Annotated in this window: 16 protein-coding genes; 13 read left to right on the top strand and 3 right to left on the bottom strand. The window is 53.9% G+C overall.

The genetic code is table 11. From position 1 onward, the window contains the following. Nucleotides 1-101 precede the first annotated feature (101 nt). Together CHU32_RS26940 and CHU32_RS26935 are read right to left on the bottom strand one after the other, a co-directional pair. Nucleotides 102-1037, bottom strand: a complete 936-nt coding sequence (locus CHU32_RS26940; protein WP_103677185.1) for a LysR family transcriptional regulator — start codon at nt 1035-1037, stop codon at nt 102-104. Between the two features lie 24 nt (nt 1038-1061). Continuing rightward, a complete protein-coding gene (locus tag CHU32_RS26935; protein ID WP_103677184.1) occupies nt 1062-2966 on the bottom strand; it encodes an ABC transporter ATP-binding protein in 1905 nt (634 codons plus the stop codon). Between the two features lie 170 nt (nt 2967-3136). Here CHU32_RS26935 and kefG point away from each other — a divergent pair, with 170 nt between their 5' ends. From kefG to slyD, 4 genes are all read left to right on the top strand, one after another. Next, nucleotides 3137-3688, top strand: coding sequence for a glutathione-regulated potassium-efflux system ancillary protein KefG (kefG, locus tag CHU32_RS26930; protein WP_176691686.1), 552 nt, complete (start codon nt 3137-3139; stop codon nt 3686-3688). Further along, entirely contained in the window at nt 3688-5499 is a 1812-nt protein-coding gene (gene kefB / locus CHU32_RS26925) for a glutathione-regulated potassium-efflux system protein KefB (RefSeq protein WP_103677182.1), read from the top strand. Before kefG ends, kefB begins: the two co-directional genes overlap by 1 nt. A 3-nt stretch (nt 5500-5502) precedes the next feature. Next, the gene (locus CHU32_RS26920; RefSeq protein ID WP_103677285.1) at nt 5503-5703 is read left to right on the top strand and encodes a YheV family putative zinc ribbon protein; all 201 of its coding nucleotides are present in this window, start codon (nt 5503-5505) and stop codon (nt 5701-5703) included. Nucleotides 5704-5797: 94 nt separating this feature from the next. Further along, nucleotides 5798-6379 carry a peptidylprolyl isomerase gene (gene slyD, locus CHU32_RS26915; protein WP_103677181.1) on the top strand — a complete coding sequence of 194 codons (582 nt, stop codon included), beginning with the start codon at nt 5798-5800 and terminating at the stop codon, nt 6377-6379. 61 nt (nt 6380-6440) lie between these two features. Here slyD and CHU32_RS26910 read toward each other — a convergent pair whose 3' ends face one another. Then, nucleotides 6441-6659: a protein SlyX gene (locus CHU32_RS26910; RefSeq protein ID WP_103677180.1), complete on the bottom strand. Its 219-nt coding sequence runs from the start codon at nt 6657-6659 to the stop codon at nt 6441-6443. A gap of 229 nt (nt 6660-6888) precedes the next feature. Here CHU32_RS26910 and fkpA point away from each other — a divergent pair, with 229 nt between their 5' ends. The 9 genes from fkpA to CHU32_RS26865 form a co-directional block, all read left to right on the top strand. Next, nucleotides 6889-7728 (top strand): FKBP-type peptidyl-prolyl cis-trans isomerase, encoded by an 840-nt coding sequence (gene fkpA / locus CHU32_RS26905; protein ID WP_103677179.1) that lies wholly within the window; start codon nt 6889-6891, stop codon nt 7726-7728. Nucleotides 7729-7982: 254 nt separating this feature from the next. Then, on the top strand, nt 7983-8705 hold the full coding sequence (locus tag CHU32_RS26900) for a helix-turn-helix transcriptional regulator (RefSeq protein ID WP_103677178.1): 723 nt from the start codon (nt 7983-7985) through the stop codon (nt 8703-8705). Continuing rightward, nucleotides 8705-9091: a sulfurtransferase complex subunit TusD gene (gene tusD, locus CHU32_RS26895; protein WP_103677177.1), complete on the top strand. Its 387-nt coding sequence runs from the start codon at nt 8705-8707 to the stop codon at nt 9089-9091. The genes CHU32_RS26900 and tusD overlap by 1 nt, the downstream gene beginning before the upstream one ends. Next, on the top strand, nt 9091-9450 hold the full coding sequence (tusC, locus tag CHU32_RS26890; protein WP_103677176.1) for a sulfurtransferase complex subunit TusC: 360 nt from the start codon (nt 9091-9093) through the stop codon (nt 9448-9450). The genes tusD and tusC overlap by 1 nt, the downstream gene beginning before the upstream one ends. A gap of 7 nt (nt 9451-9457) precedes the next feature. Continuing rightward, on the top strand, nt 9458-9745 hold the full coding sequence (gene tusB / locus CHU32_RS26885; RefSeq protein WP_103677175.1) for a sulfurtransferase complex subunit TusB: 288 nt from the start codon (nt 9458-9460) through the stop codon (nt 9743-9745). Nucleotides 9746-9870: 125 nt separating this feature from the next. Then, on the top strand, nt 9871-10245 hold the full coding sequence (gene rpsL / locus CHU32_RS26880) for a 30S ribosomal protein S12 (protein ID WP_003023654.1): 375 nt from the start codon (nt 9871-9873) through the stop codon (nt 10243-10245). 95 nt (nt 10246-10340) lie between these two features. After that, on the top strand, nt 10341-10811 hold the full coding sequence (gene rpsG, locus CHU32_RS26875; protein ID WP_035894363.1) for a 30S ribosomal protein S7: 471 nt from the start codon (nt 10341-10343) through the stop codon (nt 10809-10811). A 96-nt stretch (nt 10812-10907) separates the two neighbouring features. Beyond that, on the top strand, nt 10908-13022 hold the full coding sequence (gene fusA / locus CHU32_RS26870) for an elongation factor G (protein WP_103677174.1): 2115 nt from the start codon (nt 10908-10910) through the stop codon (nt 13020-13022). 68 nt (nt 13023-13090) lie between these two features. Next, on the top strand, nt 13091-13206 hold a 116-nt coding region (locus tag CHU32_RS26865; RefSeq protein WP_000031649.1), incomplete at its 3' end, for a GTP-binding protein.

Below are 13206 nucleotides of genomic sequence, written 5' to 3'. Positions count from 1 at the left end.
GTGGCGCTGCGCTTACCGGGCCTGCGGGGTGTACGGAGTACTCCCTCTCCCTCAGGGAGAGGGCCGGGGTGAGGGTGGTCAGTGCCACTCGCCCGGTGGTTTTATCCGACATTATCCTGCAAGCTGCGAGCGTACATGCGCCCCTCAGCCGCCAGTGCCAGCAGGTTAGGGTCCATCTCGCGGTTGCGGGCAAAGACGATGGCGATAAGCTGCTGCATCTGATACGGCTGAGAAAGTTTCTGCAATTGTACCGAGCCTTCATACATTTTCTTCATGCGTCCCGGCATCAGGGTAAAGCCGACGCCCGCCTGCACGAGGCTGAGCATCGAGAAGATATCGTTAACCCGGGTGACAATTTCCGGCTCAAAACCCGCAATATGAAACGCTTCCTGAAAGCCAGCGTAGGTGGCAAACCCTTCCGCCAGCGAAACAAATTTCTGGTCATGGTAATCGCGGAGATCGGCCAGTTTTTTGCTGTCCAGCGATGCGCTGGCAGGCGCGGCGAGGTAAATGTCATCGTGAAACAGCGGCAAGACTTCAAGGCTATTACGGTCGATCTCACTTTCAGAAATCGAGATGAGGATCGCATCCAGTACGCCATCTTCCAGCATCCGTAATAACGTCTCATTCGATCCCATCGTCAGATCCATTTCCAGATCCGGACGGCGTAATTTCATGCCCATAATCAGACGCGGCACGGTTTCCAGCGTCAGCGAGTAGAGCGTGCCAACGCGCAGACGCCCCTGACCAATCCCGGCGGTTCTGCGTGTTTCTTCCAGCCCGCGCGCCATGAGTTGAGTGATCTCCTGACAATATTCCAGCAGCGTCTCCGCGGCGGGCAGCGGCATCAAGTTGCGGCCCTTATGGATAAACAGCGGACAGCGGACATTCTCTTCCAGCGTGTGCAGCGCACGATGCACGCTGACGCCGCTTAGCGCCAGCGCCTCGGCGGTGCGGGCGATGTTCCCCTTCTCCATAAAGGTCATGAAGATGGCAAGCTTGCGAAAAGTTATATCGCTGGCGATATCCGGGATCATCTGTGGCCGCTCCATGTGAGAAAATTAGTCGCCCTGAGTCATGGCTTCCAGTTGTTCATGCGCCTCCAGCCAGGCCATTTCACACTCCTCAAGGCCCGATTTCGCGCTGGCCTGCTGTTGCAGGCATTCCGTCAGTTCAGCTTTACGGCTTTGATCGTACAGTTCGCTGTCGCCCAGCTTTTCTTCCGCCTTCGCCAGCTGCGCATTGAGTTTTTCCATCTCTTTTTCCAGACGGGCGATCTCTTTGCGCAGCGGCTGCGTCAGGGTGCGCAATTCCGCTTCACGACGCTTCTGATCTTTACGCGCCTGAGCACTGTTGGCGTTGTCTTTAGAAGGGTCTTCAGGCTGGCTTTCCTGCTTCTGAACGTCGCTCAGCCATTTCTGGTAATCTTCCAGATCGCCATCGAACGGTTCGACTTTACCGTCATGCACCAGATACAAGTCGTCAGTGGTGGAGCGCAGCAGGTGACGGTCGTGCGAGACAACCACCAGCGCGCCTTCAAACTCAATCAGCGCCTCGGTCAGCGCCTGACGCATGTCGAGGTCGAGATGGTTAGTCGGTTCATCAAGCAGCAGCAGGTTTGGCCGTTGCCAGACAATCAGCGCCAGCACCAGACGCGCTTTTTCGCCGCCAGAGAAGCGTGCGGTCTGCTCGGTGACTTTATCGCCCTGGAAGCCGAAGCCGCCAAGATAGTCGCGCAGTTTCTGCTCCAGCTCCTGCGGTGCCAGCCGTGCCATATGCTGTAACGGTGATTCATCCGCGCGTAAAAATTCCAGCTGATGCTGGGCGAAATAACCCAGCTTGATGCCCTTCGCCAGGCCGATTTCACCGTGCGTCGGGGCCAGCTCACCGGCCAGCAGCTTAATCAGCGTTGATTTACCTGCGCCGTTGCGGCCAAGAAGACCAATACGCGAACCGGGAACCAGATTCAGCTTGATCGAATCGAGGATTGTGCGCTCGCCATAACCCGCGCTCACCTTTTCCATTTTCAGCAGTGGATTGGGCAGGCTTTCCGGCGCGCGGAAGCTGAAGTGGAACGGGTTATCAACATGCGCCGGGGCGATAAGCTCCATTCGTTCCAGCATTTTCACCCGGCTTTGGGCCTGTTTTGCCTTGCTGGCCTTGGCTTTAAAGCGGTCGATAAAGCTTTGCAGATGCGCCACGCGCTGCTGCTGGCTTTCATACGTCGCCTGCTGCTGGGCGAGACGCGTAGCGCGCTGGCGCTCGAAGGAACTGTAGTTGCCGGTGTATTCAAACATCGACTGCTGTTCGATGTGGATAATTTTGTCCACTACCGGGTCGAGAAAGTCGCGGTCGTGGGAAATCAGGATCAGCGTGCCCTGGTAGCTTTTCAGCCAGCGTTCCAGCCAGATCACCGCATCAAGATCGAGGTGGTTAGTCGGTTCATCAAGCAGCAGCAAATCGGAGCGGCAAATCAGCGCCTGCGCGAGGTTGAGACGCATTCGCCAGCCGCCGGAGAAGTCGCTGACCGGGCGTGCAAGTTGTTCTGTAGAAAAGCCGAGGCCGTGCAGCAGGCTGGAGGCGCGTGAGCGAATGGTCCATGCATCTACCGCGTCCAGCTTGCCGTGAATGGTGGCAATCGCATGTCCGTCGTTCGCCTCGTTTGCAGCCTGTAATTGCGCCTCAAGCTGGCGGAATTCGCGATCTCCGTCGATAACATATTCCAGCGCGGGTTGCGCCAGGGCGGGCGTTTCCTGATTCACCCATGCCAGTTGCCAGGTGCCGGGAAACGTAAAGCTACCGGCATCGGCGCTAAGCTCATTTTTTAGCAGGGCCAGCAGAGTCGATTTACCGCAGCCGTTTTTGCCTACCAGACCGACTTTCTGGCCCGGATTAATGGTGGCAGTGGCGTTATCCAGCAGGACACGCACGCCACGGCGAATTTGTAACGAGGAGAAAACAATCATAAGGTGCCGTATGTTCAGACTATGTTAATTTGTCATTATGATAATGTAAGGTTGCTGGCAAAATGCCGCACCGGGGCGCAATGGTAGCCCATAATGAAGACGATAGACAAAATCATTCTGGCAGCAATGCGGCCTGAAAGAGAATGAACGACAAACCCGGGAGGGGAATGATGTCGCAGACAGCGAAAGTACTGCTGCTGTATGCCCATCCGGAATCACAGGACTCGGTAGCCAACCGGGTTTTGCTTAAGCCGGCCACGCAGCTGCAAAATGTTACTGTGCACGATCTCTATGCGCAGTATCCCGATTTTTTTATTGATATTCCGCGCGAACAGGCGTTGCTCCTGGAGCATGATGTCATTGTGTTCCAGCATCCGCTGTATACTTATAGCTGTCCGGCACTGCTGAAAGAGTGGCTGGATCGTGTGCTCAGCCGGGGTTTTTCCAGCGGTCCGGGAGGGAATCAACTGGCGGGAAAGTACTGGCGGAGTGTGATCACCACCGGCGAGCCGGAGAGTGCTTACCGCTATGACGCCCTGAACCGCTACCCGATGAGCGATGTACTGCGCCCTTTTGAGTTAACCGCCGCCATGTGCCGTATGCACTGGCTTAACCCGATGATCATCTACTGGGCAAGGCGGCAAACGCCGCAGGAACTGGCCAGCCGGGCGAAAGCTTACGGCGAATGGCTGGCGTCACCGGTTATTAACGGAGGTCAGTAATGGAGGGGTCCGATCTGTTACTGGCCGGCGTCCTGTTTCTTTTTGCCGCCGTGGTGGCGGTGCCGCTGGCGGCGCGTCTGGGTATTGGCGCGGTGCTGGGGTATCTGCTGGCCGGGATTGCTATTGGTCCGTGGGGGCTGGGGTTTATCAGCGATGTCGACGAGATCCTGCATTTCTCCGAGCTGGGCGTGGTGTTCCTGATGTTTATCATCGGGCTGGAACTGAATCCCGGTAAGCTCTGGGAACTCCGGCGTTCAATTTTCGGCGTCGGCGCGGCGCAAGTGATGTTTAGTGCAGCGATCCTCGGCGGGCTGCTGATGTTGACGGATTTCTCCTGGCAGGCCGCGGTTGTCGGAGGGATCGGCCTTGCCATGTCTTCGACGGCGATGGCGCTTCAGTTAATGCGCGAGAAAGGGATGAACCGCAGCGAATCCGGGCAGCTTGGCTTTTCAGTGCTGTTATTTCAGGATCTGGCGGTGATCCCGGCGCTGGCGCTGGTGCCGCTGCTGGCGGGTTCCGGCGACGATCACTTTGACTGGATAAAAATCGGCATGAAGGTGCTGGCGTTTGCCGGGATGCTGGTGGGCGGACGCTACCTGCTGCGCCCGGTGTTCCGCTTTATTGCCGCCTCTGGCGTGCGCGAAGTGTTTACCGCCGCCACGCTGCTACTGGTACTTGGTTCGGCGCTGTTTATGGATGCGCTGGGGCTGTCGATGGCACTCGGCACCTTTATCGCCGGGGTGCTACTGGCGGAAAGTGAATATCGTCATGAGCTGGAATCCTCCATCGATCCGTTTAAAGGATTATTGCTCGGGCTGTTCTTTATTTCGGTCGGAATGTCGCTCAACCTTGGCGTGCTCTACACGCATCTGCTGTGGGTGGTATTCAGTGTGTTTGCGCTGGTGGCGGTCAAAACGCTGGTGCTTTATCTGCTGGCGCGTATTTATGGTTTGCGCAGTTCTGAACGGATGCAGTTTGCCGGGGTGCTTAGCCAGGGCGGTGAATTTGCCTTTGTGCTGTTCTCTACGGCCTCGTCGCAAAAACTGTTCCAGAACGATCAGATGGCGCTGCTGCTGGTCACGGTGACGCTGTCGATGATGACCACGCCGCTACTGATGAAAGCCATCGATAAAATGCTCTCCCGGCGCTTTAACGGGCCGGATGACGAAGATGAAAAGCCGTGGGTGGACGACGACAAACCACAGGTCATTATTGTCGGGTTCGGCCGCTTTGGTCAGGTTATCGGCCGTTTACTGATGGCCAATAAAATGCGCATTACGGTTCTGGAGCGCGATATCAGCGCGGTCAACCTGATGCGTAAATATGGCTATAAAGTGTATTACGGTGATGCCACGCAGGTGGATTTACTGCACGCAGCGGGAGCGGCGGAGGCGCAGTCTATCGTCATTACCTGTAATGAACCCGAAGACACGATGAAGCTGGTGGAAATTTGCCAGCAACATTTTCCGCAGTTGAAAATTATGGCGCGAGCGCGTGGTCGCGTAGAGGCACACGAGTTGTTACAGGCGGGCGTTACCCAGTTCTCACGCGAAACGTTCTCCAGCGCGCTGGAGCTGGGACGCAAGGCGCTGATTTCGCTTGGCGTGCACCCGCACCAGGCACACCGGGCACAGCTTCATTTCCGTCGTCTGGATATGCGAATGCTGCGCGAATTGATGCCGATACACACCGATACGGTGCAGATTTCTCGCGTGCAGGAAGCGCGACGCGAGCTGGAAGAGATTTTCCAGCGTGAAATGCATCTGGAGCGTCACCAGCTTGACGGCTGGGATGAATTAGATCAGGAGTAAATGATGCCAGTCCGTAAACGTTTTATTGCAGGCGCAAAATGTCCTTCCTGCCAGGCGCAGGACACCCTGGCCATGTGGCGGGAGAATAATGTTGATATTGTTGAATGCGTTAAGTGCGGTCATCAGATGCGTGAAGCCGATAAAGAGGCCCGCGATCACGTACGCAAAGAAGAGCAAGTGATCGGCATTTTTCATCCGGACTAGCGAGATGCCGCAGGTTTTTTTAAGCTAAAGGGTACACGCGTGCAGAATTCCGCTACAATCTGCGCCACTATTCTTCCCTTGCTCAGGAGATATCATGAAAGTAGCAAAAGACCTGGTGGTCAGCCTGGCCTATCAGGTACGTACAGAAGACGGTGTATTAGTTGATGAGTCTCCGGTAAGCGCGCCGCTGGACTATCTGCATGGTCACGGCTCCCTGATTTCTGGTCTGGAAAATGCGCTGGAAGGCCATGAACCAGGCGACAAATTTGACGTGGCTGTCGAAGCGAATGACGCTTACGGCCAGTATGATGAAAACCTGGTTCAGCGCGTGCCTAAAGACGTATTCATGGGCGTTGATGAACTGCAGGTTGGTATGCGCTTCCTGGCGGAAACCGATCAGGGTCCGGTACCGGTTGAAATCACGGGCGTTGAAGACGATCACGTGGTGGTTGACGGTAACCACATGCTGGCAGGCCAGAACCTGAAATTCAGCGTGGAAGTGGTTGCCATTCGTGAAGCCACGGCTGAAGAGCTGGAACACGGTCACGTACACGGCGCGCACGATCATCATCACGACCATGACCACGGCCACGACGGTTGCTGCGGCGGCCATGGCCATGACCACGATCACGGTAAAGGTGGTTGCGGCGGTCACGGCGGTTGCGGCTGCCACTAATCGCTATCGTTTTTCAACGCGATACGGTCAAAAAGCGGGGCAACCCGCTTTTTTTACGCCATTAATAATGGGGCGGCGGTGTCTCTTCCGACGGCGATGCCATTTGCGAAGGCTGACTGGCTTTCAACTTTTCTGCCATCAGGCGCACATGTTCACGAAGCTTCGCCATCTCCATCTCGTGGGCGGTAACGGTCTGGTTAAGATCCTCAATAGTGATCTCCTGAAAGGCCAGGCGGCTCTCCAGTTCAGCCAGACGCGCTTCCAATGTTTTATCCTGCATGATTCACCTCTTCTGTGCAGCTTGTGGTCGCGAGCGGGCGGATTCTACTCAACTTTCTTTCTCCATGCAGCATTTGCCGTATCGGCGGGAAACTAATTTAAACAAAAATAGTCTGAAAAGATCCGTAATTAGGGAGAGTCCGTCTGTAGATTTCTTCTGCAACGCTTTATAGTACGCTTCTAATTTGAAAGTTAACCTGGGGTGAGATGCCCCGGCCCTGGAGATATGGATGAAATCACTGTTTAAAGTTACTCTGCTGGCGACGACGATGGCTGTCGCGCTGAACGCGCCGCTGACCTTCGCTGCAGAGACGGCTACCGCCGCTGCACCGGCAACCGACAGCAAGGCTGCTCCGGCCAGCAACGCTGCATTCAAAAATGACGACCAGAAGTCAGCTTACGCACTGGGCGCATCGCTGGGCCGTTACATGGAAAACTCCCTGAAAGAACAAGAAAAACTGGGTATCAAGCTGGATAAAGACCAGCTGATCGCGGGTGTCCAGGATGCGTTTGCGGATAAGAGCAAACTGTCCGATCAGGAAATCGAGCAGACTCTGCAAGCGTTTGAAACCCGTGTAAAAGCATCCGCTCAGGCGAAGATGGAAAAAGACGCGGCTGAAAGCGAAGCCAAAGGTAAAGCTTACCGCGATGCTTTCGCCAAAGAGAAAGGGGTGAAAAAATCCTCTACCGGCCTGCTGTATAAAGTAGAAAAAGCCGGTACTGGCGACGCGCCGAAAGACAGCGATACCGTGGTGGTTAACTACAAAGGTACGCTGACCGACGGTAAAGAGTTTGACAACTCTTACACCCGTGGCGAACCGTTGTCCTTCCGTCTTGACGGCGTGATCCCTGGCTGGACTGAAGGCCTGAAAAACATTAAGAAAGGCGGCAAAATCAAGCTGGTTATCCCACCAGAGCTGGCTTACGGTAAAAATGGCGTTCCGGGTATCCCGGCTAACTCTACGCTGGTCTTTGACGTAGAGCTGCTTGATATCAAACCGGCAGCCCCTGCCAGCGCTGATGCACCAGCCGCTGCCGCCGATGATAAAGCCGCAGATGCTAAAAAATAAAAAATGACTATCGCCGCCGCTTTCTGCGGCGGTTTTTTTATTGCAGGACGGTATAATTAATTCTGGTCAGCGGAACCTTCGCTGTATTAGTTTATACTCGTCATTCTTCAGGCTGCCTCTGCGTTGGCTATACTTCCTCGCCCGTAAGCTTCTCCCCTGACGCATCCTGAATGATGTTACGTAGCGTTATTGGTGTTAATCGAGCCTGCCCTGAAAACATAACGACAGGTTCCTGAAAAGGAGTGCTTTCTTTCATGTCCAGGTCGCTTTTAACCAACGAAACCAGCGAGCTTGATTTACTGGATCAACGTCCATTCGATCAGACCGACTTCGATATCCTGAAATCCTATGAAGCGGTAGTGGACGGGTTAGCGATGCTTATTGGTTCCCATTGTGAAATCGTGTTGCACTCCCTACAAGATTTAAAATGTTCCGCCATTCGTATCGCCAATGGTGAACACACCGGACGGCAGATTGGCTCTCCGATTACCGACCTGGCGCTGCGGATGCTGCATGATATGACCGGCGCAGACAGCAGTGTGTCGAAGTGCTATTTCACCCGCGCCAAAAGTGGCGTCCTGATGAAGTCGCTGACCATTGCTATTCGCAATCGAGATCAACGGGTGATCGGCCTGCTGTGCATCAATATGAACCTTGACGTGCCATTTTCGCAGATCATGAATACGTTTATTCCGCCGGAAACCCCGGACGTCAGTTCGTCGGTAAACTTTGCCTCGTCGGTAGACGATCTGGTAGCGCAGACCCTCGAGTTCACCATTGAAGAAGTGAACGCCGATCGCAACGTCTCTAATAACGCCAAAAATCGCCAGATTGTGCTCAACCTTTATGAGAAAGGGATTTTTGATATTAAAGACGCTATTAACCAGGTGGCCGACCGTCTGAACATTTCCAAGCACACGGTTTATCTCTATATTCGCCAGTTTAAGAGCGGCGATTTTATGGGGCAGGATAAGTAATGCGTTTTGCTCTGCTGGTGACCGGGCCGGCCTACGGTACGCAACAGGCGTCAAGCGCGTGGCAGTTTGCTCAGGCGCTGCTGGCTGAAGGGCACGCCCTGACGAGCGTCTTCTTTTATCGTGAAGGCGTTTATAACGCCAATCAGCTCACCTCTCCGGCCAGCGATGAGTTTGACATGGTACGGGCCTGGCAGCGTTTGCATCAGGAGCAGGGTGTGGCGCTGCATATTTGTGTCGCGGCGGCGCTGCGTCGTGGGGTGACGAATGAGTCCGAATCCGGACATCCTGAATTGCCGGGAGCCCATCTTGCGGACGGTTTCTCTCTCACCGGACTGGGCGCACTTGCCCAAGCCGCGCTCACCTGCGACAGGGTGGTGCAGTTCTGATGAAACGCGTCGCCTTTGTATTTACTTCCTCGCCACACGGTTCTGCTGCCGGACGTGAAGGGCTGGATGCGCTACTGGCCACCTCGGCGCTCACCGACGACACGGGCGTCTTTTTCCTTGGTGACGGCGTACTACAACTGTTGGCCGGTCAGCAGCCCGCCACCATCCTGGCCCGCGATTATATCGCCACCTTCAAAGTGCTTCCGCTCTACGACATTGATAATTGCTGGCTATGTGCGGCATCGTTGCGTGAACGGGGATTCAGCGCAGATACGCCGCGCGTTCTGGACGTTGAGCTGCTGGAACCCGATACGCTGCGGCAAAAACTGGATAACTACGACGTCATTATGACGTTTTGAGGCTGACATGCTGCACACCCTGCGCCACTCACCGTGGCATTGTGATATGACGAGCTTGCTGCGTATGCTGCGTAAGGGCGACGATCTGCTGCTGATCGCCGACGGCGTGCAGGCAGGTGTCGAAGGTAATCGCTTTCTTGAAATGCTGACCAGCGCCCCCATATCGGTGTATGTGCTTGAAGAGGACATCAATGCGCGTGGTTTTTCTGCTCAAATTTCGACCAGTGTTATCCGTGTTGACTATACTGGTTTCGTCAGGCTAACAATAAAACATACGGGTCAAATGGCCTGGTAATGACAAGATCGCTGTATATTTCTTGACACCTTTTCTGCACAGCCCTAAAATTCTGCGTCCTCATATTGTATGAGGGCGTTTTATTACGTGTTTACGAAGCAAAAGCTAAAACCAGGAGCTATTTAATGGCAACAGTTAACCAGCTGGTACGCAAACCACGTGCACGCAAAGTTGCGAAAAGCAACGTGCCTGCGCTGGAAGCCTGCCCGCAGAAACGTGGCGTATGTACTCGTGTATATACTACCACCCCGAAAAAACCGAACTCCGCACTGCGTAAAGTTTGCCGTGTGCGTCTGACTAACGGTTTCGAAGTTACCTCCTACATCGGTGGTGAAGGTCATAACCTGCAGGAGCACTCCGTGATCCTGATCCGTGGCGGTCGTGTAAAAGACCTCCCGGGTGTTCGTTACCACACCGTTCGTGGTGCGCTTGACTGCTCCGGCGTTAAAGACCGTAAGCAATCACGTTCCAAGTATGGCGTGAAACGTCCTAAGGCTTAATGGTTCTCCGTTAAGTAAGGCCAAACGTTTTATCTTAATGTCAAACTAAACTCGTAGAGTTTTGGACAATCCTGAATTAACAACGGAGTATTTCCATGCCACGTCGTCGCGTCATTGGTCAGCGTAAAATTCTGCCGGATCCGAAGTTCGGATCAGAACTGCTGGCTAAATTTGTCAATATCCTGATGGTAGATGGTAAAAAATCTACTGCAGAATCAATCGTATACAGCGCGCTGGAGACCCTGGCTCAGCGCTCTGGTAAAAATGAACTGGAAGCTTTCGAAGTTGCTCTCGAAAACGTGCGCCCGACTGTCGAAGTTAAGTCTCGCCGCGTTGGTGGTTCAACTTATCAGGTTCCGGTTGAAGTTCGTCCGGTCCGTCGTAATGCCCTGGCAATGCGTTGGATCGTTGAAGCTGCTCGTAAACGCGGTGATAAATCCATGGCTCTGCGCCTGGCGAACGAACTTTCTGATGCTGCTGACAACAAAGGTACAGCAGTGAAGAAACGTGAAGACGTTCACCGTATGGCAGAAGCCAACAAGGCGTTCGCACACTACCGTTGGTAATCCCTTCGGAGTCATAGTCAACAGGCGGGCGCTTCAGGTAAGCCGCCCGCACTGGAAAACTTATCTGAACGCCTAATGCAATAAACGAGGAATCAAATGGCTCGTACAACACCCATCGCACGCTATCGTAACATCGGTATCAGTGCGCACATCGACGCCGGTAAAACCACGACTACCGAACGTATTCTGTTCTACACCGGTGTAAACCACAAAATCGGTGAAGTTCATGACGGCGCAGCAACCATGGACTGGATGGAGCAGGAGCAGGAACGTGGTATCACCATCACGTCCGCAGCGACTACTGCATTCTGGTCTGGTATGGCTAAGCAGTATGAACCGCATCGCGTAAACATCATCGACACCCCGGGGCACGTTGACTTCACCATCGAAGTAGAACGTTCCATGCGTGTACTTGACGGTGCGGTAATGGTTTACTGCGCAGTTGGTGGTGTTCAGCCGCAGTCTGAAACCGTATGGCGTCAGGCAAACAAATATAAAGTTCCACGTATCGCGTTCGTTAACAAAATGGACCGTATGGGTGCGAACTTCCTGAAAGTTGTTGGTCAGATCAAATCCCGTCTGGGCGCGAACCCGGTTCCGCTGCAGCTGGCGATTGGTGCTGAAGAAGGTTTCACCGGTGTTGTTGACCTGGTGAAAATGAAAGCCATCAACTGGAACGATGCAGATCAGGGCGTTACCTTCGAATACGAAGATATCCCGGCTGACATGCAGGACCTGGCTGACGAATGGCACCAGAACCTGATTGAATCCGCTGCTGAAGCTTCTGAAGAGCTGATGGAGAAATACCTGGGTGGTGAAGAACTGACTGAAGAAGAGATCAAATCTGCTCTTCGCCAGCGCGTTCTGAACAACGAAATCATCCTGGTAACCTGTGGTTCTGCGTTCAAGAACAAAGGTGTTCAGGCGATGCTGGATGCGGTAATTGATTACCTGCCGTCCCCGACTGACGTTCCTGCGATCAACGGTATTCTGGACGACGGTAAAGATACGCCGGCTGAGCGTCACGCAAGTGATGAAGAGCCGTTCGCGGCACTGGCGTTCAAAATCGCTACCGACCCGTTCGTAGGTAACCTGACGTTCTTCCGCGTGTACTCTGGCGTGGTTAACTCCGGTGACACCGTACTGAACTCTGTGAAATCTGCGCGTGAACGTTTTGGCCGTATCGTACAGATGCACGCTAACAAACGTGAAGAGATTAAAGAAGTTCGCGCGGGCGACATCGCTGCTGCGATCGGTCTGAAAGACGTAACCACCGGTGACACTCTGTGTAACCCGGATGCGCCGATCATTCTGGAGCGTATGGAATTCCCTGAGCCGGTAATCTCCATCGCTGTAGAACCGAAAACCAAAGCTGACCAGGAAAAAATGGGTCTGGCTCTGGGCCGTCTGGCGAAAGAAGACCCGTCATTCCGCGTATGGACTGACGAAGAATCTAACCAGACCATTATCGCCGGTATGGGTGAGCTGCACCTCGACATCATCGTTGACCGTATGAAACGCGAATTCAACGTTGAAGCGAACGTCGGTAAACCTCAGGTTGCTTACCGCGAAGCGATTCGCGCGAAAGTTACCGATATCGAAGGTAAACACGCTAAGCAGTCTGGTGGTCGCGGTCAGTACGGTCATGTTGTTATCGACATGTACCCGCTGGAGCCGGGTTCCAACCCGAAAGGCTACGAGTTCGTCAACGACATCAAAGGTGGTGTAATTCCTGGTGAATACATCCCGGCCGTTGATAAAGGCATCCAGGAACAGCTGAAATCTGGTCCGCTGGCTGGCTACCCGGTAGTTGATCTCGGTGTGCGTCTGCACTTCGGTTCTTACCATGACGTTGACTCCTCTGAGCTGGCGTTTAAACTGGCCGCTTCTATCGCCTTTAAAGATGGCTTTAAGAAAGCGAAACCTGTTCTGCTTGAGCCGATCATGAAGGTTGAAGTAGAAACGCCGGAAGAGAACACTGGTGACGTCATCGGTGACCTTAGCCGTCGTCGTGGTATGCTGCGTGGTCAGGAGTCTGAAGTAACGGGCGTTAAGATCCATGCTGAAGTGCCGCTGTCTGAAATGTTCGGATATGCAACCCAGCTGCGTTCTCTGACCAAAGGTCGTGCATCATACACAATGGAATTCCTGAAGTATGATGATGCGCCGAACAACGTTGCTCAGGCCGTAATCGAAGCCCGTGGTAAATAAGCCCCGGGGTTAAAAACCAATGTCCCGTGCCCCCTCAGAGAGGGGGCGCTATAGTAAGGAATATAGCCGTGTCTAAAGAAAAATTTGAACGTACAAAACCGCACGTCAACGTCGGTACTATCGGCCACGTTGACCATGGTAAAACAACGCTGACCGCTGCAATCACTACCGTACTGGCTAAAAC

The organism is Superficieibacter electus (assembly GCF_002915575.1).
GTDB lineage: Bacteria > Pseudomonadota > Gammaproteobacteria > Enterobacterales > Enterobacteriaceae > Superficieibacter > Superficieibacter electus.
The sequence above is the reverse complement of the archived record's forward strand: the minus strand, read 5'-3'. Positions and strand labels throughout refer to the sequence as shown.